Here is a 22,997-nt window from a genome sequence, read left to right on the forward strand (position 1 = left end):
TTGGGGCTGGTATCCGGGCGGATCATCTGTGTAGGATTGCGCCCGGGTGTTAACCGCATGGTGCGGCGATACAGGTTAAAATGCGCAGGTCGGGCCGCCGCGCGGAGCTCGTTCGCCGATGAAAACGCCCCCGTCGTTTCAGCAGATTCCCCGTGCCCAGCATTTGGCCCAGCAGGGGTTCGCCGCCTTTCGTGATCTTCTGCACCGTGAGTCTTTCAGCGGTGTGGTGCTGCTGCTGGCCACCGCTGTCGCCCTGATCTGGGCCAATTCCTCCTACGCCCACAGCTATCACGCCCTCTGGCATGCGCCTGTGTCGTTCGGCATTGGCAGCCTGGCCATTTCCCAACCCCTGCATTTCTGGATCAACGACGGCCTGATGACCTTGTTCTTCCTGGTCGTCGGCATGGAGATTCGCCGCGAGATGCACGAAGGCGCGTTGGTAGATCTGCGCCAGGCATCGCTGCCCATCGCCGCGGCGTGTGGCGGGGTGATCGTCCCGGCGCTGATCTACGCCTCGTTCAACCACGGTGGGCCAGGAGCTGGTGGCTGGGCGATTCCGGCGGCAACCGATATCGCCTTTGCGGTTGGCCTGCTGGCGTTGCTAGGCAAGGGCATCCCCTCGAGCGTGCGGATCTTTCTGCTGACGCTGGCGGTTATCGACGATGTGATCGCGGTGATCCTGATCGCCGTGTTCTATTCCGATGGCCTCAATTACAGCGGCTTTTTACTGGCGGGCGTTGGCGGCCTGGCGGTGCTCGGTCTGCAGCGCATCGGCGTCGGCTCGGCCTACGCCTATGTATTGCCAGGATTGCTGATATGGGGCGGACTGCTGCTGACCGGCGCGCATCCGACCCTGGCCGGTGTGATCCTGGGTCTGATGACGCCCGTGGCCGCGCTGCCCAGCCATGAGTTGCCGCGCGATGCGGTTGGCCGTATTGCCCGCGAGCTGGAGGGCGCGACGGCCGGTGCGGCGGCGCATTCCTTGCGTGAGCTGCGTATCGCCCAGCGTGAGCTGATGCCGCCGGTGGTGCGGGTCCAGCTGGCGCTGCATCCCTGGGTCACCTTTGGCCTGATGCCGCTGTTCGCCCTGGCCAACGCCGGTGTCAGTCTCGGCGCCACCGACCTATCCCAGGGGGCATCGTACTGGGTGTTCACGGGGCTGGCCGTGGCCCTGCTGGTGGGCAAGCCGGTTGGCATTCTGAGCTTCAGCTGGCTGGTGGTCAGGCTTGGCCTGTGCCGGCGGCCGGCGGATCTGTCCTGGTCGGCCATCGCGCTGGTCGGCCTGTTGGCCGGGATCGGCTTCACCATGTCGATCTTCATCGCCAACCTGGGGTTCGCCGATAGCGACCTGCTGGCCGCCGCGAAACTGGGCGTGCTGCTGGGGTCTTGCGCTTCGGCCTTGCTGGGACTGACCTGGGGCATGCTGTACCTGCGGCAGTTGCGCGGCACTCCGTTGACGGCTACCGCCTGACGCCCGGTGCTGGATCCAGGCGCCCGGTAATGCGATGTTGCCGGGCGCCAAGGCGGTTGCTTCTCACGCGGAAAAATGGTTTTTTCACGCTGCGCTTTTGGGTAGAGTGCGTGCCTCTTTGGGGAGTAGCCTGCTGCCGAGTTCGCCTGGCAGCGTTCGTATCAACATTCTCGGCAGCAGCCGTGGTACGAGCACCGTTTGGTTGGTGAGACCAATGACAGATACGTGCCTAAGGTCGGGGCGCGTGTATCCGTCATTGACTCATAGCCCGACCGAGACGTAACCGTGAGCTTCCTATCCCTCGTTCTCCTGGCTTTCGCCATGTCCACCGATGCCTTCGCCGCGGCTGTTGGCAAGGGTGCTTCGCTGCATAAACCCCGTTTTCTCGACGCGCTGCGTACCGGGCTGATCTTTGGCGTGATCGAAGCTATTACGCCGGTCATCGGCTGGTTCATCGGCCAGGCGGCCGCCAGTTTTGCCGAAGAATGGGACCACTGGATCGCCTTCACGCTCTTGCTGCTGCTCGGCGTGCATATGATCTACGCAGGCTTGCGACCCGAGGCTGATGAGGAAGAGGAAAAGCCCAAGTCCCATTCGTTCTGGCTGCTGGCCGCTACGGCGTTCGCTACCAGCATCGATGCGCTGGCGGTGGGCGTCGGCCTGGCCTTCGTCGACGTGAACATCTGGGTGGCGGCACTGGCTATCGGCCTGGCGACCATGACCATGGTCACCATCGGTGTGATGCTCGGCCGTCTGATTGGTACCGCCATCGGCCAAAAGGCCGAGATCCTCGGCGGCCTGGTGCTGATTGGTGTGGGCGCGGCGATTCTCTACGAGCACACCATGTGATGCTTCGCGCCCGCTGCTGCTGCAGTACGTTCTTCAGGTTTTTGCGGACGCAGGGATAGGGCGGGTGCGAGTAATCAGCGGAACGTCATCGTGAAAAACGATACATATAGATGAATTCAGCCATGTTTCTGAATATTTCGACAGCCGCTGCGCTTGTATAATTGCCGGTTAACCGCCCGCCGGGCTCTTCTAAAACGACTTCTTGGATTATTCGATGGCAAACGATAGATCGCCACCTTCGGCTGTCGCGCGACTTTGGCTCGCGGCGCTCGGCCTCGTCATTCTGGCAACCAGCCTGTTTTTCAGCGTTTACGGGTACCGCCTGGTCGCGCTTGGCGGCAGTGCCTACTTCCTGATCGCCGGTGTGGTGATGCTGGTCGCTGGCTTACAGATCGTGCGTGCTCGGGCTTCTGGCGGTGTGCTGTTCGCAGCGGTGTTCGTCGGTTCCCTGGCCTGGTCCCTGTGGGACGCCGGCCTGGATTTCTGGCCGCTGATCTCGCGGTTGATGGTGCTGACCGGCTTCATGATCTGCGTGGCGTTGTCCTATCCGCTGCTGCAGCGCGGTAGCGGCCGGACCGCCAGGCCTGCGCCGGCCTTCGTGGCGGCCGGTGTGTTGTTACTGGGTTTCGGCGCCGCGGTATGGGGCATGTTCCAGCCCCATCCGGTGGTGGCCGCCAGTGGCAATGCGCCGGTGGCGACGCCGGCGAGCGAGGCGCAGCAAAACTGGGAGCACTACGGCAACACGCCAGGCGGCTCGCGTTTCGTCGCGCTGGACCAGATCACCCCCGATAACGTCAAGAATCTGCAGGTCGCCTGGACCTATCGCACCGGTGACGTCCCGGAAAGCCCGACCGGCAATGGCGCCGAAGACCAGCAAACGCCGCTGCAGGTCGGTGACCGCGTATTCCTGTGCACCCCGCACAACAACGTGATCGCCCTAGAAGCGGCTACCGGCAAGGAAATCTGGAACCGGCAGATCAATGCCCAGCAGAAGAAGTGGATGCGCTGCCGCGGCCTCGCGTACTTCGATGCCACGCGGCCGATCGCCCAGCCCACGCAGCCGAATTCCACGCCCATCAAGGTGGCCAGCGTAGCGGCCGGCGCCGCCTGCCAGCAGCGCATTCTGATGAACAGCATCGAGTCCGAGCTGATCGCCCTGGACGCCAACACCGGCGAGTTCTGCTCCGACTTCGGCGTACAGGGTCGTGTCGACCTCAAGGCCGGTTTGGGCAAGGGTGCCGATGCGGGCCAGTATTCACTGACCTCGGCGCCGACCCTGGCCGGCACGACCGTGGTGGTTGGCGGCCGTGTAGCCGACAACGTCAGCACGGATATGCCGGGCGGCGTGATGCGCGGCTTCGACGTGATCACCGGTGAGATGCGCTGGGCCTTCGACCCGGGCAAGCCGGAAGATCGCGAAGGGCCAGCGGTGGGCGACACCTATACCCGTTCCACGCCAAATGTCTGGGCGCCGATGTCCTACGATCCGGATTCCAACACGGTGTTCATGCCGGTCGGCAGCGCCGCCATCGACCTGTGGAGCCTCAAGCACACCGCGCTGGACCGCAAGTACGGTGCCTCTATGCTGGCGCTGGACGCCACCACCGGTGACGAGAAGTGGGTCTATCAGGTCGTGCACAACGACCTCTGGGACTTCGACGTGCCGATGCAGCCGAGCTTCATCGACTTCACCCAGCCCGACGGCAGCAAGGTTCCGGCCCTGGTGTTCGGCACCAAGGCCGGCCAGCTGTTCGTGCTCGACCGCCTGACCGGCAAGCCGCTGACCGAAGTGCAGGAGCGTCCGGTGCAGCCGGGGCAGATCGAGGGTGAGCGTTATTCGCCGACCCAGCCGGTTTCCGTCGGTATGCCGCAGATCGGTGCGGATACTCTGACCGAGTCCGACATGTGGGGCGCCACGCCGTTCGACCAGCTGATGTGCCGCATCAAGTTCAAGTCGATGCGCTATGACGGTCTGTTCACGCCGCCGGGTACCGACCCGTCGCTGAATCTGCCAGGCTCGCTGGGCGGCATGAACTGGGGCGGCCTGTCGGTCGATCCGACGCGCAACTACCTGTTCGTCAACGACATGCGTGTCGGTCTCGAGGTGCAGCTGATTCCTCAGCCGGCCAAAGGCAGCGCGCCGAAGAATGACGGCGGCGAAGCGGCCAACATCGCCAACGCCGCGGTACCACTGGAAGGCACGCCGTACGCGATCAATGCCAAGCTGCGTTTCACCTCGCCGCTGGATATCCCGTGCCAGAAGCCGCCGTTCGGCACCCTGACCGCCGTTGACCTGAACACCCGGCAGATCGCCTGGCAAGTACCGGTCGGCACCGTGCAGGATACCGGCCCGCTGGGTATCAAGATGCACCTGCCGATTCCAGTCGGTATGCCGACCATCGGCGGCACGCTGTCCACCCAGAGCGGCCTGCTGTTCATCGCCGCCACTCAGGACTACTACCTGCGCGCCTACGACAGCGCCACCGGCCAGGAAGTCTGGAAAGGTCGTCTGCCTGTCGGCAGCCAGGGCACGCCGATCAGCTACAAGGATCCGGCCACCGGTAAGCAGTACATCGTGATCTCGGCGGGCGGCGGCCGTAACTCGCCGGACCGCGGCGATTACGTGATCGCCTACGCACTGCCGGACTGAGTCCGCAAGCCCCTGCAGCGAAGTCGCTACAGGGGCTTTTTCTATGGGGCGGCGATCGTCGTGCCGGTCTATCGCATTCATCGGCGCCTTTTTGCTCTGGACCTGCCTGTATTGATTCCCCGTCTAGCTGTTGGTTATCAGCCATGACCGAATCAGCTTGCTAAAATGTTATGTTGTAACAATAATGGCCGCGCTTTCGCGCAGGTCGTTGCGCTGCCCTGGCTGAACGAGCCGGCGCCGCAAAACACTGCAGGCGGACTAGTTATTGGTTAAGATGCCGCCGCCGGTTTCCGTGAGGAATTAATAGGGAATCCGTCGCCACCTCGGGTGGCCAAACGGAACTGCCCCCGCAACTGTAGGTACAGAGCAGCGCTGCAATCGTGTCACTGGAGTCATTTCCGGGAAGGCCGCATCGCTGTGCAGACGTACCAGTCAGGAGACCTGCCGGCATGGGGCTGACCTCGCTTTCGGGCGGGCAGGCGCCAGTCATCGAACCACCGGCGGGGTGTCCGGGAGGGGCATCCGTGATCACTTCCCGCAAGGGACAGGTGCGGCCATGGCCGCGCAGCGTGATGTGTTCTCCAGCCTACGCACTGCCGTCATGCGTATTTGTCGATTAGGAGATCACCCGCATGTTCGTGTCACGCCTTGCCGTCATTGGCGCCGCCCTGGCGCTGTCTTCCATCGCCCATGCCGCCGGCCCGACCCAGTACCCGCTCACTCTGGAAAACTGCGGCCAGTCGCTGACGTTCGCGAAAAGCCCCGGCAACGCCGTGACCATCGGCCAGGCAGGCACCGAAATCCTTTACTCCCTGGGCCTGGGCGAGCGCCTGGCCGGCACTTCGCTGTGGTTCAGCCACGTGCTGCCCGAATTCGAAGCGCAGAATGCCAAGGTGCCGCGTCTGGCCGACAACGATCCGAGCTTCGAGTCGGTGATCAACAAGCGCCCAGGCTTGGTTGCGGTGCAGTTCGAGTGGATGGTGGGCGAGCAGGGCGTGGTGGGTACGCGCAAGCAGTTTCACGACCTGAACATTCCCACCTACATCATGCCGACCGACTGCGAAGGCAAGGACAACCTGGTCGGCGCTGACGGCACCCGCCTGCAGCCGTTCCAGATCGACAGCCTTTACAAGAGCATCAGTCAGCTGGCGCAGATCTTCGACGTGCAGGACAAGGGCGACGCCCTGGTCGCCGACCTGCAGAAGCGCCTGGCCGCGGCGGTGGCCGGCGCGGAGCAGCACCAGGCCAAGGATATTTCCGCACTGTTCTGGTTCTCCAGCCCGGACATGGATCTGGACCCGTACGTGGCCGGCCAGAAGGGCGTGGCCGACTACATGATGAAGTCCTTGGGGCTGCGCAACGTGGTCGAGTCCAGCGAGGAGTGGCCGAGCGTCGGCTGGGAAACCCTGGCCAAGGCCAACCCCACGGTGCTGGTGCTGGCGCGCATGGACCGTCGACGCTTTCCTGCCGACGACGTGGAAAAGAAGCTCGAATTCCTGCGCAACGACCCGGTCGCCAAGCACATGGACGCCGTCAAGAACGGGCGCATCGTGATCATCGACGCCGATGGCATGCAGGCCTCGCTGCGCATGATCAGCGGCATCGAAACCCTCGCCAAGGCCGTTGACGAATTCCAATGATCGCACGTAGTTCCCGCCTGTTCCTGCTGACCATCGCCTGCCTGCTGCTCCTGGGGGTGGCGGTGATCGCCGGAGTCGCCCTGGGCGAAACCCGCATTGCGCCCTCGGTGGTGTTTCAGGTGCTGGCCAACAAACTGTTCGCGGCGGGCTTCGTGCTCGACCCGATTGATGAAGGCATCGTCTGGAATTACCGCCTGACCCGCGCCCTGGTCGCTGCCAGCTGCGGGGCCGGGCTGGCGGTGTCCGGGGTGGTGCTGCAAGCGCTGTTGCGCAACCCGCTGGCCGACCCCTATCTGCTGGGCATTTCTGCTGGCGCGTCCACCGGCGCGGTCTCCGTGGCCTTGCTCGGCTTGGGCGCCGGCATGCTGTCGTTGTCCATGGGCGCCTTTCTCGGCGCGATCGCCGCCTTCGCGTTGGTCGCGCTGCTGGCCCGGGCGGCGGGCGGCGGTGCGATCAGCGGCAGTGCGCAGATCATTCTTGCCGGCATCGCCGGCTCCCAACTGTTCAACGCGCTGACCTCGTTTCTGATCACCAAGTCGGCCAGCGCCGAGCAGGCTCGCGGCATCATGTTCTGGCTGCTCGGCAACCTGAGCGGGGTCGACTGGCAGGATGTGCTGCTGGCCGTGCCGATGGCCCTGGCCGGGGTTCTGCTGGTCGCCTGGCACACGCGGGCGCTGGATGCCTTTACCTTTGGCGCCGAGTCGGCGGCTTCGCTGGGCGTGCCGGTGCGTCGTGTGCAGGCTACGTTGATCGCCTGTACCGCACTGGTTACCGCGGTGATGGTGTCGATCGTCGGCTCCATCGGCTTCGTCGGCCTGGTGATTCCCCACGCAGCGCGGCTGCTGGTAGGGGCGCGGCATGGCCGGTTGGTGCCGGTTTCAGCGCTGATCGGCGCGGTGTTCCTGATCGCCGCCGATGTGCTGTCGCGCACGGCGATCAAGGGCCAGGTGCTGCCCATTGGGGTGGTCACCGCGCTGGTCGGTGCACCGGCATTCGCGGTGATTCTGGTGCGCGGGAGGCGGGTACGATGAGCACCGTGTTGCAATGCAGCGACCTTGGCTGGTCGGTGAAGGGCCGGGCGATCGTGGCCGGCGTCGATCTGCAGATTCGTCAGGGCGAAACCCTGGGGCTGATCGGGCCCAACGGTTCGGGCAAATCGACCCTGCTCAAGCTGCTTTCCGGCATTCGTGCGCCAGGCAGTGGCCAGGTTCGGCTCAATGGAAAACCGATGGCGAGCCTCAGCCGCCGCGACGTGGCCCGGCAACTGGCTTTCGTCGAGCAGCAGGCCGACACCAGTGACGCGGTGACGGTGCGCGATGCCGTCGAGCTTGGGCGCACGCCCTGGTTATCGGCGCTGCAGCCGTGGTCCGCCAGTGACGAGCGCATCGTCATGCAGGCTCTGGACGACGTGGACATGGCCCACATGCACGAGCATGCCTGGAGCACCCTGTCCGGCGGCGAGCGCCAGCGTGTGCATATCGCCCGGGCGCTGGCCCAGCAGCCGCAGATCCTGCTGCTCGACGAGCCGACCAACCATCTGGACATTCAGCACCAACTGTCGATTCTCAACCTGGTGCGGGCGCTGCCGGTCACCACGCTGATCGCCCTACATGACCTCAACCAGGCCCTGGAATGCGACCGCCTAGGGGTCATGGAACGTGGCCGACTGGTGGCACTGGGCGAACCCGATGAGGTGCTGACCACCGAACGCCTGCGCGACACTTTTGGCGTGCGCGCCCGCTACCTGACCGACCCGGACGACGGCGCTCGCATCCTGCGCTTCTATCCGGCCTGACAAGGACGACTGCCATGCCCATTCGCTACGCCGCCGTTTTGCTGGCCACCCTGTTCTGCACTGCGGCCCTGGCCGAGGTGCACGAAGTGAAAATGCTCAACCGTGGCGCCAGTAGGGCCATGGTCTACGAGCCGGATTATCTGGCCATCGCGCCGGGCGACACAGTGAAGTTCATTGCCACTCAGCCAAGCCACAATGCCGCCAGCGTGCTTGGTTTTCTGCCCGATGGCGCCGAGCCGTTCAAGGGCAGGATCAACGAAGAAATCGAGGTGAAGTTCGACGTGCCGGGCTTCTATGGCATCCAGTGCATTCCGCACCTGGCGATGGGCATGGTGATGCTGATTCAGGTCGGCGAGTTGCCGGTTGGCGATGTGCAGATTCCTACATCCTTGCCTGCGCGTGCCAGGCAGCGTTTCGAGCAGATCGTCGAGCGGGCGAGTTCGGCGTACTAATTATTTCAAGAGTGTCGTGTCCTGATGCGCCGTGTTCTGACCACCCTGAGCTCACTATCTCCTGCTGCTCGCGTACTAATCCTCAACGGGCTGACGTTCAATTTTGGCTTCTACATGCTGATCCCCTATCTGGCCGGGCACCTGAGCGAGAACCTCGGGCTGGCCGGCTGGGCCGTGGGCCTGGTGCTGGGCATTCGGGTGTTCAGCCAGCAGGGATTGTTTCTGCTCGGTGGCCTGCTGGGTGACCGGATTGGCTACCGGCGCGCCATTCTGATCGGCTGCGGTGTGCGTTGCGTCGGTTTCGCGGTATTCGGCTTCTCCGAAAGCCTCACGGTGTTGCTGCTGGCCGCCTGCCTGAGCGGTTTTGCCGGGGCGTTGTTCACGCCCTGTGCTCAGGCCTATCTGGCCGATGAGTGCCAGGATGCCCAGCTGCGCAAGCAGGCGTTCGCCCTGCACAACATGGCCAGTACCGCCGGCATGCTGCTGGGGCCGTTGGCAGGTCTGTTGTTCATCAGCGTCGATTTTTCGGTGACCGGCAGCATAGCGGCAGCGCTTTTTGCGGTGATGACCCTGGTGCAATGGCGCTTCCTGCCGCTCAAAGATCTGGTATCGGGCGAAGAGCCGGTGACCATGCTGCGCCAGTGTCTGGACATGCTCCAGCAGTGGCCCTTTCTGCGCTTCGCCTTGCTGGCGGCCGCCTATCCCTTGCTGTTTCACCCGTTGTACCTGGCTGTGCCGGCATACAGCCACGCCTATGGCGGCGGCCAGGAGTGGATCACCCAGGTGTTCGTGATCACCGCACTGGTCGGCGTGTTGCTGCAAATGCCGGTCAGCACCCTGCGCCAGCGTTGGCTGAGCGAAGGGCAGGGGATGGGCGCTGGACTGGCGCTGATGGCAGCCAGCTACGGCCTGTTGGCCGAGCCGCTGGTCAGCCTGCTAGGCGCGCAGTTGGCGGTGCAGGTGATGGCCGTGGTGTTCAGCCTTGGCAGCCTGCTGGTGTTGCCGCTGCTGTCGGCCCATGTGCCCCATTACGCCAAGCGTGGCCAACTGGCTGCTTATTACGGCTTCTTCGCTGGGGTAGGCGGTCTGGTCGCGCTGGTCAGCAACGTGCTGATCGGCCGCTTTCTGCCGGCCGACCAGGCGCCACCGCAGCTCTTGTGGTGGATGTTGCTGGGTATCGGCCTGGCCGCCGCATTCAGTCTCTTTTTGCATATGCGTTCAATCAAGGAGTAATCGTGAACAGATCATCTCTGGGGCTTCTGGCATTGACGGCATGCTGCGTGTCTCCACCAGCGTTCGCCGCCGACGAGCAAGCCAAGAGCAGCGGTTTCATCGGCGACGCCACCTGGAGCATGGTCAACCGTACCGTGTACGAGAATCGCGATTATCGAAATGGTGGACGCAGCAACGGTGCACGTAACGCTTACAAGCCGCGCGATGCGCGTAACGGTTACGCCGAGGAGTGGGGCTATGGCATGCAGGGCGAGGTGAAGTCCGGGTTTACCCAGGGCGTCGTCGGTTTCGGACTCGATGGTCACCTATATGTTGCGCAGAAGCTCGATGGTGGCGGTGGGCGTGCCGGAAAGATGCGCCATATGCCGGTGGACAATGAGGGTTACGACCAGAATGAGGTTGCTCGCGGCGGTGCTGCAGTCAAGGCGCGGTTGTCATCGACCTGGTTGCGCTACGGCGAGCAGCGGGTCAAGACGCCGATCTTTTCTTCGTCCGACAGCCGCCTGTTGCCGGAAACCCATACTGGCTGGTTCCTCGACAGCCGCGAGATCGATGATCTGGTGCTGACCGGTGGGCACTTCACCGGCTCGGCGGATCGCAATTCGCGCAGCAACAACAATCCTTTGATCATCAACTACGCAAATCCCAGCAAGCCATTGGGTAATTCGTTCAGTTTCGTGGGCGGCACCTACACAGGCGTGCCGGCGTTATCACTGAGCCTCTATGGCGGCGAATTGGAAGACAGTTGGCGTACGGGCTATCTGGGCGTCAACTACGTCCATGCGCTGGGTGACAAGCGAGCGCTGAGCGCCGATCTCAATCTATACCGCAGCAACGACATCGGCCAGGCACTGGCGGGGCGCGTCTCCAACACCACTGGCAGCTTGTTGCTCAGCTATAGCGAGGGTTTTCACAAGATCGCGCTGGGCTATCAGAAAGTCGATGGCGACAGCCCCTTCGATTACGTAACGCGCGGCGCCATCTGGTTGGGCAACGCCGTCCAGTTATCCGACTTCAACGCACCCAATGAACAATCCTGGCAACTGGCTTATACCTACGACATGGCCGGTATGGGCATTCCCGGGCTCAGCGCTGGAGCCGCCTATGTACGTGGCAGCGGCATTGATGGCAGCGATGTGGACCCGAACGGCAGCTACGCCTGGTTGGGTTATGGCGACGGCGGCAAGCACTGGGAGCGCGACCTCAATCTGCGCTACGTGGTGCAGTCCGGCACCTTCAAGGGCCTCAATGTGCAGCTTCGGCAGAGCGTGCACCGTGGCAATGCTGCCCAGGCCGAGGGGGATACGGATCAACTACGCCTGGCGGTCGAATACCCACTGACTGGCCGATTCTGAACGAGCCGCCAGGCTTTTCGCCTGCTATGCGAAGGAATAACTCCATGCCACGCCTGTTCGCCGCCGTATTATTATGCTGCCTGACCCTATCGGCACAGGCTGCCTTTACGCTGCCAGGTGACGCCATGCGCTGTACCCGCAGCGCAACGCTGCTCAACTGCTCGGATCGTTTCGGCAATCACTACGGCATGCGCCAGCAGGGCAGCGATACGCTGATGCGCGGCTTCGACGTGATCAGCGGGCTGAGCTGGGTGCAGACCAGCACCACCTATGGTCGCTTGCAGATCTTCACCGGGGTAAGTGCCGACGGCGAGGTGTGGTTCGGTTCCAGCCGGCGCATCGGCTGGAACGTGGTCAGTCGGTTGTCCAGCTCCCAGGGTGAGCGCGACCGGGTCAACTGCAACCGCCTGAACGGTTGCCGCTGACTCCAGGGCCATCAGCTGAAACGCGGCAGGCGCTGGTCCTGATCGTCTGCATCGTGCTCGGCCTGGTGCGGCACACCTGCAACTTTAAGCATCGGCATGCGCTCGCCGACCAGGCGCAAGTCGCGGCGTGGCAGTGCGAAGCGCACATCCAGCTCCCGTAGCGCGTCGAGCAGCTGCAGGTTGATCTCCTGCTGAATGTCCATGTACTGGTTGTAGTCCGAACTCTGCACGATATACACCACCTCGAAGGTCAGCTGACTCTCGTCGAAGCCCAGAAAATGCGCGCGGTCGAAGGTGGTTTTCGGCGTGGCGCGGATGATCTCGCCGACCCGTTCCGACACCTGGCGCACCTTGTCGCTCGGCGTGTCGTAGCTGATGCCGAACTTGAACACGATGCGCCGGGTGTCCATGCGCTTGTAGTTGTGCACGATCTGGCGCAGCAGGTCGGCGTTGGCGCAGACCACCTGCTCGCCGCTGAGGCTGCGGATGCGCGTGGTCTTCAGGCCGATATGCTCGATGCTGCCGGCCACCTCGCCGAACACCACGAAGTCGCCGATCTCGAATGGCTTGTCTACACCAATGGACAGCGAGGCGAATACATCACCCAGCACTGTCTGCACCGCCAGCGCCACGGCGATACCGCCGACGCCGAGACTGGCCACCAGCGCAGTGATGTCCACACCCAGATTGGCGAGAATCGACAGCAGCATCACCGACCACACGACGATCAGCACCATGATGCTGATGATGGTGGTCATCACCGGGTTATAGCCGCTGCCGCCATGTTTGCCGACCACCAGGCTGCGTGACCACAGGCGCACGCCGGTATCCACCCACAGAGCGATCTGCAGGGCCAGGGCGACGAACCAGGTGTGGCTCAGTGCAGCCTGCCAGCTACCGGGCAAATCCGGCAAACGCAGGGCGAGCAGCAGCGAGAAGGCCAGGAGCAGAACGCGACTGGTACGGCCGATCACCACCGCGACGAAGTGTTGCCAGTTGCCGTCCTGGCCTTTGGGCCAGGTGGTCAGGCGCTTGTGCAGGATGCCGACCACGGCGCGCAGGATGGTATAGATCACTGTGGTGGCGACCAATACGATGCCCACGCCGAGCCACAGATCGCGCTCGAGCCAGATGTTCCACTGTTCCATTGATGCGTCCCCCGAAAAAACCAATACAGTTTTCTGTAGGCCTCAGGACGCAGAAGTTCAGGTCAATGGCCTGATGGAAGGGGCAGGTTGGTCGCTTGCGTGCGGCAGCCTGTCGCACGCCGGCAAGTTATTGGCCGGCCGCTGAGCTAATGTATGCGGGTGATCTGAAGGCGCGCGCTGCCATGACGATGTGTGCGACCGGGCAGTGATCACAGGCCTCTGTCGCCGCAATCGATGCGGCGTGGGTAACCCTGATGCGGGCACCAAGCCTGTCCGCCTGGAGAATGACGTGACCTTCTATAGCCTTGATCTGCTGCTGATTCTGTTCGTGGTTACGCTGTTGTTCACTGCCTTGCCGATCATCCTTATGCGCAGCTTCTAGGCTTTGTACGAAAAGTACCTGCGCTCGGTGATGCTTCGTTAAAAATCGGCTGGAGTGCCAGCCCAGTCGGAAGCCGCTTGCGGCTAACGTGTTTTAGCGCGGCCCGAAGGGCGAGCAAAGCGAGTACTGCTGATTTACAGCTCGTAAACTCGAATGCGAGCCCAGTCCGTTTCTCACCGATTTTTGCCTCGCCTGACCTTCGCTCGGAGACCTTTCGTACGGACCCTAGCGCACCTGTCGCAGTCGCTCAGGCGGCGACAGCCTGGCCTAATAACTCACGAAAGCTTTCTGGCTGCACGTCGCGAATCAGCAGCAGAGCGCCGATGGTGCGCGCGGGCGTCTTGGGTAGCGCGTGGGAAGGGATGGCGATGGGCAGTTGCGCCTGCCAGGTGCGGATCAACTCGACGGGGTCGCCACCTTCCAGCAGCTCATCGAGATAGACCTCCACCCCCATCTGCGATGCCAGTTCGGCCGATTGGCGCAGCAGCACTTCGGCCATCTCGTGTTGCTCGATTTGAGACGCCGCTTCGAAGCGTGCCAGCCAGTCACTGATCTGCTTGCGACATTGTGCCGAAGGGCTGCGCAGATGCTGGAACACGAAGTAGATCGCGCCGACCATGGCAAGTGTTGTGGCAGTGAAGATCAGTTCCATCCTGGCTCCGGCACATCAAGGCGTTCAGCCTCGGCGGGCTGCATGGCGGCGAAACTAACCGAACAGTCAGGCGCGCTCAAGCAATTTAATGGCGAGTGGCCATCTTTGTGTGCTGGCAATTGAATGGCGGCGATAATTTGTCGCCAGAGGAGCGCAATGGGCGGCCCAAAGGCCGCCCGGTTAGCCTCAGACCTTGAGTACCAGCTTGCCGAAGTTCTCGCCCTTGAACAGCTTGAGCAGAGTTTCCGGGAAGGTTTCCAGGCCTTCGACGATATGCTCTTTGGACTTGATCTTGCCTTCGGCCAGCCAGCCGCCGATTTCCGCTGCTGCGCTGGCGAAGTTGGCGGCGTGATCCATGACCACGAAGCCCTCCATGCGTGCGCGGTTGACCAGCAGCGACAGGTAGTTGGCCGGACCCTTGACCGCATCCTTGTTGTTGTACTGGCTGATCGCGCCGCAAATGACGATGCGTGCCTTGGGCGCCAGGCGACCCAGCACCGCATCCAGGGTTTCACCGCCAACGTTGTCGAAGTACACGTCGACGCCCTTGGGGCATTCGCGTTTGAGCGCTTCGCAGAGGTCTTCGCTCTTGTAATCGATGGCCCCATCGAAGCCCAGTTCGTCAGTCAGGTAGGCGCATTTTTCCTTGCCGCCAGCGATGCCGATCACCCGGCAGCCCTTGAGCTTGGCGATCTGCCCGGCGATGCTGCCCACCGCGCCGGCCGCACCAGACAGCACCACGGTGTCGCCGGCTTTCGGCGCGCCGACATCGAGCAGTGCGAAATAGGCGGTCATGCCGGTCATGCCGAGGGCCGACAGATACACCGGCAGCGGCGCGCGCTTGGGATCGACCTTGTAGAAACCGCGTGGCTCACCGAGGAAAAAGTCCTGCACGCCAAGGGCGCCATTGACGTGATCGCCGACTTTGTAATCCGGATGGTTGGAGGCGACGACTTCACCCACGCCCAGGGCGCGCATTACTTCGCCCAGGCCCACCGGCGCGATATAGGACTTGCCTTCGTTCATCCAGCCGCGCATGGCCGGGTCCAGCGACAGGTAGAGGTTCTTGACCAGAATCTGTCCATTGGCCGGTTCGCCGACCGGTTTTTCCACGTAATCGAAGGTGTCGCGGCCGACCATGCCGCTGGGGCGTTTGGCGAGCAGGAACTGACGGTTGAGCTGAGTGGACATGGAGAGCCTCCGTTGAAATAAGCTGTGGTGATAATCCTCATGCCTGCGATGGACAAGCATGTCGCAGTGGCCGAATGTTTGCCGATCCATTGAACTGATGGGGTCATCGCCCGCCAGCAAGGCGTCGATAGCCCGCTACAGTGTGGATCACGATCACGGAAGTCTGACCACATCGAGGTAGCGATGACTGCAAGTCCTTTGCTGAGTGTGTTTCTCCCCCTGGCGCTGGGCATCATCATGCTTGGGTTGGGCCTGTCGCTGACCCTGGCGGACTTCACCCGCGTGGTGAAGTACCCCAAGCCGGTGCTGGTCGGCCTGTTCTGCCAGCTGTTGCTGTTGCCGGTGGCCTGCTTCTTCATGGTTCAGGCGTTCGGCCTAGCGCCGGCTCTGGCGGTGGGCATGATGCTGCTGGCAGCCTCGCCCGGCGGCACCTCGGCCAACCTCTACAGCCACCTGGCCCACGGCGACGTGGCGCTGAACATCACTCTCACGGCAGTGAATTCGGTGGTTGCGGTGCTGACCATGCCCTTTATCGTCAACCTGTCGCTGGCCTATTTCATGGAGGGCGATCAGGCCATTCCCTTGCAGTTCGCCAAGGTGGTGCAGGTGTTCGCCATCGTGCTGGGGCCGGTGGCCATCGGCATGTTTCTGCGCAGCCGCTTCCCCGGCTTCGCGATGCGCATGGAAAACCCGGTGAAGATCGTCTCGGCGCTGTTCCTGCTGCTGATCATCGTGCTGGCGCTGGTCAAGGACTGGCAGACGGTGCTCGACTACGCGCCGGTAGTCGGCGCAGCGGCCCTGGCCTTCAACCTGATGAGCTTGGCGGTCGGCTATTTAGTGCCGCGCCTGCTCAAGCTGAGCCTGCGCCAGGCCATCGCCATCGGTATGGAAATCGGCATCCACAACGGCACCCTGGCCATCGCCCTGGCGCTCAGCCCGGTGCTGCTCAACAACAGCACCATGGCGATTCCGGCGGCGCTTTACAGCATCATCATGTTCTTTACCGCCGCAGCCTTCGGCTGGTGGGTGAATGCGGCGCATGGCAAGCAGTTAAAGGCCGAGGGCGAGGATGTGACCCGTAGAGGCTGAAGCGAATGTCCTGCGACCTCGTGGGAGCGGCTTTAGCCGCGAGTTCTTTACGTCTAGCAGACACAATCGGGGTTAAAGCGGAACATCGCCCGATCCCGCTCACAAAATCGCGAATGGCCGAGATCGCCAAATATCAATTGCGTCAGGCCGTGCGCTTCCCCGCATTGAGCAGCACCAGCGTCAGCAACCCGGCGACGATGCCCCAGAACGCTGAGCCGACGCCGAACAGCGTCATGCCCGACGCGGTGACCAGAAAGGTGATCAGCGCCGCTTCGCGTTCCCTTGGCTCGCCCATGGCCTGGGTCAGGCCGCCGATGATCGAAGCGAACAGCGCGAGCGCCGCCACCGAAAGAATCAGCGCCTTCGGCAGGGCGGCGAACAGGGCGGCGAGGGTGGCGCCGAATAGCCCGGCGATCCCGTAGAAAATCCCACACCAAACCGCGGCGGTATAACGTTTGCGCGGATCTTCGTGGGCTTCCGGGCCGGCGCAGATCGCCGCGCTGATGGCCGCCATGTGGATGCCGTGGGAGCCGAAGGGCGCCATCAGGATCGATACCAGGCTGGTGGTGTTGAGCAGCGGCGAGGCCGGTACGTCGTAGCCGTTGGCGCGCAGTACGGCCATGCCCGGCAGGTTCTGCGAGGCCATGGCGACGATGAACAGCGGAATGCCAATGCTGATCGCCGCGGCGATGGAGAAGCTCGGCGTGGTCCACTCAGGGGTCGCCAGTTGCAGCTCGAACTGGGAAAAGTTCAGCAGCCCCAGCGCGCCGGCCAGCACGCAGCCGACCACCAGCGCACCGAGCACGGCGTAACGCGGCTGCAGGCGCTTGCCCAGCAGATAGGTGAACAGCATGGCGATCACCAGCAGCGGTTGTTGCTCGGCGGCCACGCAGATTTCCAGGGCGATCTTGAACAGCACGCCGGCCAGCAGCGCCGCAGCGATGGAACCAGGGATGCGGCGCATGATGCGGTCGAAACTGCCGGTCAGGCCGCAGACCAGAATCAGTGCCGAGCAAACGATGTAGGCGCCGATCGCTTCACTGTACGGCACGCCGGGCAGGCTGGTGATCAGCAGCGCCGCTCCAGGCGTCGACCAGGCGACCATCACCGGGGCGCGGTAGCGCAGTGACAGGCCGATGCAGGTCACCGCCATGCCGATCGACAGCGCCCAGATCCACGAGGAAATCTGCCCGCTGCTCAGCCCGGCTGCCTGGCCTGCCTGGAACATCAGCACCAGGGAGCTGGTATAGCCAGTGAGCATGCCGATGAAGCCGGCCACCACGGCAGCGGTGGAGGTATCGGCCAGCGGGCGCAGGCGCGGTTGGCTGCTCTCGAGCATTACAGCACTCCTTTGAGGTCGGCGAGAATCGGGTACAGCGAGATCACCAGCAGCACGGCCATGCCGACATTGAAGACGCGCAGCACCGTGGCATTGCGCAGCCAGTTGCGCAGCAGGCTGCCAGCCACCGTCCACAGGCCTACGCAGGGCCCGCCGACCACGGCGAAGAGGGCAGCGATCAGCAGCACGTTGACCAGGAAATTCTCTTGCGGGGTGTAGGTGGCGATGGCGCCGATGGCCATGACCCACGCCTTGGGGTTGACCCACTGGAACGCCGCAGCCTGCAGAAACGTGAAGGGTTTGCCGCGTTCGCCACCGGTGCTGTCCGGCGCGCCGGAGCGGGCGATTTTCCAGGCCAGGTAGAGCAGGTAGGCGGCGCCCAGGTAACGCAGCAAGGTGTACAGCACCGGAAGCTGCTCGAACAGCTGACCCAGGCCGAGCCCCACGCAGATGATCAGCACCATGAAGTCAAGGCTGATGCCCAGCATGTGCGGCAGGTTGCGGCGCAACCCGAAGTTCACCCCGGAGGCGAGCAGCATCATGTTGTTGGGGCCTGGCGTGATCGAGGTGACGAAAGCGAAGGCGACGAAGGCGAGTAGCAGTTCCGTTGTCATTACAGGTTCTCCTGATTGAGCGACGACGATAAGGGCATTGGCCCAGCTCGTCGCCGTACAGCCCTCGCGATAAATAACCGTACAGTTGCGCTCACATCACTCGGCAGCGTGACCTGTACCGCTGAGCGCCTTGTTCACTGCCAGCCACCCATCCACTGCGTGTTTGCCGCTTTCGTCGAAGGCGCGCTGCAGCAGCTTGACCTGCTCGCGGCGTAGCGCACGCTCCAGCTTGGCACCCTCGGCGGTCAGGCCGAGCAGGCGTTTGCGCTTGTCATCCTCGGCGGTGACGCTCTGGGTCAGGTGCATTTCCATCAGCTGGCGCAGCGGGATGCTCAGCGCCTGTTTGCTCACCCCCAGGTAACCGAGTAGCTCGCTGACACTCAGCCCCGGATGTCGGGCGATGAAGAACAGGATGCGCTGATGCACCCGCGACAGGCCGCGGCGGGCGAGCATTTCGTCGGCCTTGGCGGTGAACGCTTGGTAGCCGAAGAAGAAGGCTTCCATCGCGGTTTGCTGATCGGCTGAATTTTTAAGGTCAATCATGTTGACGTATATATCTCGGGCGTCGTACTTTCGGTCAAGCAGTTTGACCTAGTTTCCATGAATTATCATCTGGTGACCCCATGGCCTTCTCCGAACGCATCACCCGCCTGAAAAGCTCCCTGATTCGCGAAATCCTCGCGGCCGCCCAGCGCCCGGAAGTGATGTCGTTCGCCGGCGGCCTGCCGGCCGAGGAAATGCTGCCGGTGCTCGACTGGTCGCAGATGCCCACCAGCATGGGGCAATACGGCATGAGTGAAGGTGAGCCGGCACTGCGCGAAGCCATCGCTGCCGAGGCCCGCTTGCTGGGTGTGCCCTGCGAGGCCAGCCAGGTGCTGATCGTCAGTGGCTCGCAGCAAACCCTGGACCTGGCCAGCAAGCTGTTCATCGATCCGGGCACCAAGGTGCTGCTCGAAGCGCCAACCTATCTGGCGGCCCTGCAGGCGTTTCAGCTGTTCGGCGCCGACTGCGTGGCCGTACCCCAGGAGGCCGACGGCCCGCAGCTGCAAGCGCTCGAAGCGCAGCTGGAGCGCCAGCGCCCGGCGTTCGCCTACCTGATTCCAACCTTCCAGAATCCCAGTGCCGTGCGCTACAGCGAAGCCAAGCGCGACGCCGTGGCAGCTCTGCTGGATCGCTACCAGGTCACGCTGATCGAAGATGAGCCGTACCGTGAGCTGGTGTTCGATGCTGGCAGTGCCACGCCCATCGTCAGCCGCCTGCGCAAGGCCAGCTGGATCTACACCGGCACGGTTTCCAAGACGCTGCTGCCCGGGTTGCGTGTCGGTTACCTGATCGCGACGCCGGACCTGTTTCCCCATCTGCTGCGCCTCAAACAATCGGCGGACCTGCACACCAACCGCGTCGGCCAATGGCAGGCGCTGCAATGGCTGGGCACCGAGCAATACCGCGCGCACCTGGCCGAGTTGCGAGATTTTTATCGCCTGCGCCGTGATGCGATGCAGGCGGCGCTCGTCGAACACTTCAGTGAGCTGGCCGAGTGGCAGGTTCCTCAGGGTGGCCTGTTCTTCTGGTTGAAGCTCAAGCAGCCCCAGGACACGCGCCTGCTACTCGATGCAGCGCTGGCGCAGAACGTGGCGTTCATGCCGGGTGAGCCGTTCTTCATCGACCCGGATCGCGAGCCCGGCTACCTGCGGTTGAACTTCAGCCATGTGGCACCGGAACGCCTGGGTGAAGGGCTACGCCGTATGGCTGGCGTGGTGCGTCAGGGATTGGCCGCGGACGCGGCGTGATTATCGGCAAAGGGGGATGAACATGTACAAGGTGTATGGCGATTACCGTTCTGGCAACTGCTACAAGGTCAAGCTGATGCTCAGCCTACTGGGCAAGCCGTTCGAGTGGGTGCCTATCGATATTCTCAATGGCGATACCCAGCGGCCCGAGTTTCTGGCCAAGAACCCCAACGGCAAGATCCCGGTGCTCGAACTGGAAGACGGCACCTGTCTGTGGGAGTCCAACGCCATCCTCAACTTCCTCGCCGATGGCAGCGAATTCCTCGAGACCGAGCCACGCCTGCGTACCCAGGTGCTGCAGTGGCAGTTCTTCGAGCAGTACAGCCATGAGCCCTATGTGGCGGTGGCGCGGTTCATTCAGTTGTATCAGGGCATGCCCGCCGAGCGCCAAGAGGAATACAAGGTCTGCCAGGTTCGCGGCCACAAGGCGCTGCGGGTGATGGAGCGACAGCTGCAGCAGACGCCGTATCTGGTTGGCGATCGCTACACCATCGCCGACATCGCCCTGTACGCCTACACCCATGTGGCTCACGAGGGCGGCTTCGATCTCAGCGCTTATCCGGCCATCAATGCCTGGCTGGATCGCATCGCCAGCCACCCGAAACACGTGACCATGCTGGGCTGATTGGCTTTGCGGAGGATGGGGGGCAACCCATTGCCCATCCTGCGTTTTGAGCGGCCTCGCAGCGGACACTATCCTGTGGAAGCGGGCGGGGACGCCCAGTCCATGCCCGCGAATCGGGCGCATGGCGCCCTCCCACAATGGAAACGTGGATTAGGTAAGGGGGCTGCTACTTTCGCAGCAGCCGCAATCCGTTGAACACCACCAGCAGGCTCACGCCGACATCGGCGAACACCGCCATCCACATGGTGGCGTGGCCGGTGACGGTCATGGCCAGGAAGACCGCTTTGATGCCCAGGGCCAGCAGGATGTTCTGCTTGAGGATCGCCGCGGTCTGCTGAGAAAGACGGATGAACGCCGGGATCTTGCGCAGGTCATCGTCCATGATCGCCACGTCGGCGGTTTCGATGGCCGTGTCGGTGCCGATCGCGGCCATGGCGAAACCGACATCGGCGCGGGCCAGGGCCGGGGCATCGTTGATGCCGTCACCGACCATGGCCACCACGCCTTTCTGTGCGAGCAGGGCCTCCACGGTTGCCAGTTTGTCGGTGGGTAGCAGGTCGCCGCGGGCCTCGTCGATGCCGACCTGGGCGGCGATGGCCTGGGCGGTGTGCTGGTTGTCGCCGGTGAGCATGACGGTCTTGACGCCCATGGCGTGGAGGCTGGCGATGGCCTCGCGGCTGCTGTCCTTCAAGGTGTCGGCGACGGCGAACAGGGCCAGGGGGCGGGCTTCGTCGCTGAGCACGATCACCGTCTTGCCCTGACGCTCAAGTTCGTCGAGCCGGGTTTCGAGCGCCGCCGAACACAGGCCCAGCTCCTCGAGCAGGCGATGGTTGCCCAACTGGTAGCGCTGGCCATCGATCATGCCCCGTACGCCGCGCCCGGCCAGGGCTTCGAATGCCTGTACCTCGAGCAGTTCGATACCCTGTTGCCGAGCCGCATTGGCCACCGCCAGGGAAACTGGGTGGTCGGAGCGCGCAGCCAGGCTGGCGGCGAGCGTGTGGTAACCGGCCGCATCCTCACCCAGCGCCTGATAGTCGGTCTGCACCGGCTTGCCATGGGTGAGGGTGCCGGTCTTGTCCAGCGCCAAGTGCGTGATGTGCCGTCCGTTTTCCAGATACACGCCGCCCTTGACCAGAATGCCCTTGCGCGCCGCTGCTGCGAGGCCGCTGACGATGCTGACCGGCGTGGAAATTACCAGCGCACAGGGGCAGGCGACGACCAATAGAACCAGGGCGCGATATACCCAATCGAACCAGCTGCCACCCAGCAACAATGGCGGCACCACGGCCACCGCCAGGGAGAGCAGGAACACCAGCGGCGTGTAGATGCGCGCGAAACGGTCGACGAAGCGCTGCGTCGGTGCGCGTGCGCCCTGGGCCTCCTCGACGGCCTTGATGATGCGTGACAGGGCGCTGTTGCTGGCCGCCGCGCTGACCTGGTATTCCAGTGCACCGCCCTGGTTGATGGTGCCGGCGAACAGGGTATCGCCCACGGTTTTCTCGATGGGCAGGCTTTCCCCGGTGATTGGCGACTGGTCCACCGTCGAATGCCCGTCGAGCACCTGGCCGTCCAGGCCGATGCGCTCACCGGGGCGCACCCGTATCACGCTGCCTATGGCCACCTGGGCGACGTCGAGCGCCTGCCAGCTGCCGTCGGCCTGGCGCACCGTCGCCTGTTCCGGGGTCAGGGCCATCAGGCCGCGAATCGCGTTGCGCGCGCGATCCAGGGATTTCGCCTCGATCCGCTCGGCGATGGCGAACAGCACCATGACCATGGCCGCCTCGGGCCACTGCCCGATCAGCACGGCGCCGGTCACGGCGATGCTCATCAGCGCATTGATGTTCAGGTTGAAATTCTTCAGGGCGATCCAGCCCTTCTTGTAGACGTCGAGCCCAGCTGTGAGGATGGCGCCCAGGGCGATCAGTGCGACCACCCACTCCGGCGCGCTGTCGGTGAAGTGCACCAGTTCGGCGATGAAGGCGGCCACGCCGGCACCTATCAGCCGCCACGGCAAGCCGCTGGCCACAGGCTCGGCGGGCGCGGCCTGACCTTCGCCTTCGAGTTGCGGGGTGAAGCCGAGCTCGCGGATCGCCAGCAGGGCGGGCTCCAGGGCGTCCGGGCGGTGGCGAATGGTCAGCACCCGCTGCATGAGGTTGAACTGCAGCGCCTCGATGCCGGGCTGGCGGGCCAGCTTGTCGCTGATCAGGCGTTCCTCGGTCGGGCAGTCCATCTGCTCGATACGCACGCGGGTCTCGGCGGCCAGGGGGAGCACCTGCATGCCCAGGCTGGCGATCGCC

General features: G+C 63.5%; 20 protein-coding genes and 1 riboswitch. Of the genes, 13 read left to right on the top strand and 7 right to left on the bottom strand.

What is annotated here, in order from left to right:
* Positions 1–118: 118 nt before the first annotated feature.
* The 10 genes from nhaA to PVA39_RS06920 all read left to right on the top strand — a co-directional run bounded on the left by nhaA (position 119) and on the right by PVA39_RS06920 (position 11,870).
* Positions 119–1,471, top strand: a complete 1,353-nt coding sequence (gene nhaA / locus PVA39_RS06875; protein ID WP_274123453.1) for a Na+/H+ antiporter NhaA — start codon at positions 119–121, stop codon at positions 1,469–1,471.
* Positions 1,472–1,756: 285 nt separating this feature from the next.
* A complete protein-coding gene (gene mntP, locus PVA39_RS06880) occupies positions 1,757–2,320 on the top strand; it encodes a manganese efflux pump MntP (protein WP_274123454.1) in 564 nt (187 codons plus the stop codon).
* A 214-nt stretch (positions 2,321–2,534) separates the two neighbouring features.
* Complete coding sequence (locus tag PVA39_RS06885) at positions 2,535–4,970, top strand: membrane-bound PQQ-dependent dehydrogenase, glucose/quinate/shikimate family (RefSeq protein WP_274123455.1); 2,436 nt, start codon at positions 2,535–2,537, stop codon at positions 4,968–4,970.
* A gap of 267 nt (positions 4,971–5,237) precedes the next feature.
* Positions 5,238–5,433: riboswitch (cobalamin riboswitch) on the top strand.
* Between the two features lie 169 nt (positions 5,434–5,602).
* The gene (locus PVA39_RS06890) at positions 5,603–6,610 is read left to right on the top strand and encodes an ABC transporter substrate-binding protein (RefSeq protein WP_274123457.1); all 1,008 of its coding nucleotides are present in this window, start codon (positions 5,603–5,605) and stop codon (positions 6,608–6,610) included.
* Entirely contained in the window at positions 6,607–7,641 is a 1,035-nt protein-coding gene (locus PVA39_RS06895; RefSeq protein ID WP_274123458.1) for a FecCD family ABC transporter permease, read from the top strand. Before PVA39_RS06890 ends, PVA39_RS06895 begins: the two co-directional genes overlap by 4 nt.
* Complete coding sequence (locus PVA39_RS06900) at positions 7,638–8,405, top strand: ABC transporter ATP-binding protein (protein ID WP_274123459.1); 768 nt, start codon at positions 7,638–7,640, stop codon at positions 8,403–8,405. Before PVA39_RS06895 ends, PVA39_RS06900 begins: the two co-directional genes overlap by 4 nt.
* Before the next feature lie 14 nt (positions 8,406–8,419).
* Entirely contained in the window at positions 8,420–8,857 is a 438-nt protein-coding gene (locus PVA39_RS06905) for a pseudoazurin (RefSeq protein ID WP_274123461.1), read from the top strand.
* A 24-nt stretch (positions 8,858–8,881) separates the two neighbouring features.
* The gene (locus tag PVA39_RS06910) at positions 8,882–10,090 is read left to right on the top strand and encodes an MFS transporter (protein ID WP_274123463.1); all 1,209 of its coding nucleotides are present in this window, start codon (positions 8,882–8,884) and stop codon (positions 10,088–10,090) included.
* Between the two features lie 2 nt (positions 10,091–10,092).
* On the top strand, positions 10,093–11,445 hold the full coding sequence (locus PVA39_RS06915; protein WP_274123466.1) for an OprD family porin: 1,353 nt from the start codon (positions 10,093–10,095) through the stop codon (positions 11,443–11,445).
* 44 nt (positions 11,446–11,489) lie between these two features.
* Positions 11,490–11,870, top strand: a complete 381-nt coding sequence (locus PVA39_RS06920; protein ID WP_274123467.1) for a hypothetical protein — start codon at positions 11,490–11,492, stop codon at positions 11,868–11,870.
* 11 nt (positions 11,871–11,881) lie between these two features.
* Here the strand turns inward: PVA39_RS06920 and PVA39_RS06925 are convergent, their stop codons facing one another.
* From PVA39_RS06925 to PVA39_RS06935, 3 genes are all read right to left on the bottom strand, one after another.
* The gene (locus PVA39_RS06925; RefSeq protein WP_274123468.1) at positions 11,882–13,018 is read right to left on the bottom strand and encodes a mechanosensitive ion channel family protein; all 1,137 of its coding nucleotides are present in this window, start codon (positions 13,016–13,018) and stop codon (positions 11,882–11,884) included.
* Positions 13,019–13,647: 629 nt separating this feature from the next.
* Positions 13,648–14,052, bottom strand: a complete 405-nt coding sequence (locus tag PVA39_RS06930) for a hypothetical protein (RefSeq protein ID WP_274123469.1) — start codon at positions 14,050–14,052, stop codon at positions 13,648–13,650.
* Positions 14,053–14,238: 186 nt separating this feature from the next.
* On the bottom strand, positions 14,239–15,243 hold the full coding sequence (locus tag PVA39_RS06935) for an NADP-dependent oxidoreductase (RefSeq protein ID WP_274123470.1): 1,005 nt from the start codon (positions 15,241–15,243) through the stop codon (positions 14,239–14,241).
* 183 nt (positions 15,244–15,426) lie between these two features.
* On the opposite strand from PVA39_RS06935, the gene PVA39_RS06940 reads away from it, so the two are divergent.
* Positions 15,427–16,332 (top strand): bile acid:sodium symporter family protein, encoded by a 906-nt coding sequence (locus PVA39_RS06940; RefSeq protein WP_274123471.1) that lies wholly within the window; start codon positions 15,427–15,429, stop codon positions 16,330–16,332.
* A 142-nt stretch (positions 16,333–16,474) separates the two neighbouring features.
* Here PVA39_RS06940 and PVA39_RS06945 read toward each other — a convergent pair whose 3' ends face one another.
* The 3 genes from PVA39_RS06945 to PVA39_RS06955 form a co-directional block, all read right to left on the bottom strand.
* Entirely contained in the window at positions 16,475–17,671 is a 1,197-nt protein-coding gene (locus PVA39_RS06945) for a benzoate/H(+) symporter BenE family transporter (RefSeq protein WP_274123472.1), read from the bottom strand.
* A complete protein-coding gene (locus PVA39_RS06950; protein WP_274123473.1) occupies positions 17,671–18,285 on the bottom strand; it encodes a LysE family translocator in 615 nt (204 codons plus the stop codon). The genes PVA39_RS06945 and PVA39_RS06950 overlap by 1 nt, the downstream gene beginning before the upstream one ends.
* Before the next feature lie 96 nt (positions 18,286–18,381).
* Positions 18,382–18,828: a MarR family winged helix-turn-helix transcriptional regulator gene (locus PVA39_RS06955; protein WP_093505004.1), complete on the bottom strand. Its 447-nt coding sequence runs from the start codon at positions 18,826–18,828 to the stop codon at positions 18,382–18,384.
* 80 nt (positions 18,829–18,908) lie between these two features.
* On the opposite strand from PVA39_RS06955, the gene PVA39_RS06960 reads away from it, so the two are divergent.
* Both PVA39_RS06960 and PVA39_RS06965 read left to right on the top strand, forming a co-directional pair.
* Positions 18,909–20,075 carry an aminotransferase-like domain-containing protein gene (locus PVA39_RS06960; RefSeq protein ID WP_274123474.1) on the top strand — a complete coding sequence of 389 codons (1,167 nt, stop codon included), beginning with the start codon at positions 18,909–18,911 and terminating at the stop codon, positions 20,073–20,075.
* A 22-nt stretch (positions 20,076–20,097) separates the two neighbouring features.
* A complete protein-coding gene (locus PVA39_RS06965; RefSeq protein WP_274123475.1) occupies positions 20,098–20,700 on the top strand; it encodes a glutathione S-transferase family protein in 603 nt (200 codons plus the stop codon).
* A 166-nt stretch (positions 20,701–20,866) separates the two neighbouring features.
* Here PVA39_RS06965 and PVA39_RS06970 read toward each other — a convergent pair whose 3' ends face one another.
* Positions 20,867–22,978: a heavy metal translocating P-type ATPase gene (locus PVA39_RS06970; RefSeq protein ID WP_274123802.1), complete on the bottom strand. Its 2,112-nt coding sequence runs from the start codon at positions 22,976–22,978 to the stop codon at positions 20,867–20,869.
* Positions 22,979–22,997 lie beyond the last annotated feature (19 nt).

The organism is Pseudomonas sp. CNPSo 3701 (assembly GCF_028674975.1).
GTDB classification, from domain to species: Bacteria; Pseudomonadota; Gammaproteobacteria; order Pseudomonadales; family Pseudomonadaceae; genus Aquipseudomonas; species Aquipseudomonas straminea.

What these genes read in the sequence shown, in the direction of transcription:
- nhaA (WP_274123453.1), top strand. Translation starts at nt 119, where the DNA reads ATGAAAACGCCCCCGTCGTTTCAGCAGATTCCCCGTGCCCAGCATTTG.
- PVA39_RS06885 (WP_274123455.1), top strand. Translation starts at nt 2,535, where the DNA reads ATGGCAAACGATAGATCGCCACCTTCGGCTGTCGCGCGACTTTGGCTC.
- PVA39_RS06890 (WP_274123457.1), top strand. Translation starts at nt 5,603, where the DNA reads ATGTTCGTGTCACGCCTTGCCGTCATTGGCGCCGCCCTGGCGCTGTCT.
- PVA39_RS06895 (WP_274123458.1), top strand. Translation starts at nt 6,607, where the DNA reads ATGATCGCACGTAGTTCCCGCCTGTTCCTGCTGACCATCGCCTGCCTG.
- PVA39_RS06900 (WP_274123459.1), top strand. Translation starts at nt 7,638, where the DNA reads ATGAGCACCGTGTTGCAATGCAGCGACCTTGGCTGGTCGGTGAAGGGC.
- PVA39_RS06905 (WP_274123461.1), top strand. Translation starts at nt 8,420, where the DNA reads ATGCCCATTCGCTACGCCGCCGTTTTGCTGGCCACCCTGTTCTGCACT.
- PVA39_RS06910 (WP_274123463.1), top strand. Translation starts at nt 8,882, where the DNA reads ATGCGCCGTGTTCTGACCACCCTGAGCTCACTATCTCCTGCTGCTCGC.
- PVA39_RS06920 (WP_274123467.1), top strand. Translation starts at nt 11,490, where the DNA reads ATGCCACGCCTGTTCGCCGCCGTATTATTATGCTGCCTGACCCTATCG.
- PVA39_RS06925 (WP_274123468.1), bottom strand. Translation starts at nt 13,018, where the DNA reads ATGGAACAGTGGAACATCTGGCTCGAGCGCGATCTGTGGCTCGGCGTG.
- PVA39_RS06930 (WP_274123469.1), bottom strand. Translation starts at nt 14,052, where the DNA reads ATGGAACTGATCTTCACTGCCACAACACTTGCCATGGTCGGCGCGATC.
- PVA39_RS06935 (WP_274123470.1), bottom strand. Translation starts at nt 15,243, where the DNA reads ATGTCCACTCAGCTCAACCGTCAGTTCCTGCTCGCCAAACGCCCCAGC.
- PVA39_RS06940 (WP_274123471.1), top strand. Translation starts at nt 15,427, where the DNA reads ATGACTGCAAGTCCTTTGCTGAGTGTGTTTCTCCCCCTGGCGCTGGGC.
- PVA39_RS06945 (WP_274123472.1), bottom strand. Translation starts at nt 17,671, where the DNA reads ATGCTCGAGAGCAGCCAACCGCGCCTGCGCCCGCTGGCCGATACCTCC.
- PVA39_RS06950 (WP_274123473.1), bottom strand. Translation starts at nt 18,285, where the DNA reads ATGACAACGGAACTGCTACTCGCCTTCGTCGCCTTCGCTTTCGTCACC.
- PVA39_RS06955 (WP_093505004.1), bottom strand. Translation starts at nt 18,828, where the DNA reads ATGATTGACCTTAAAAATTCAGCCGATCAGCAAACCGCGATGGAAGCC.
- PVA39_RS06960 (WP_274123474.1), top strand. Translation starts at nt 18,909, where the DNA reads ATGGCCTTCTCCGAACGCATCACCCGCCTGAAAAGCTCCCTGATTCGC.
- PVA39_RS06965 (WP_274123475.1), top strand. Translation starts at nt 20,098, where the DNA reads ATGTACAAGGTGTATGGCGATTACCGTTCTGGCAACTGCTACAAGGTC.
- PVA39_RS06970 (WP_274123802.1), bottom strand. Translation starts at nt 22,978, where the DNA reads ATGCAGGTGCTCCCCCTGGCCGCCGAGACCCGCGTGCGTATCGAGCAG.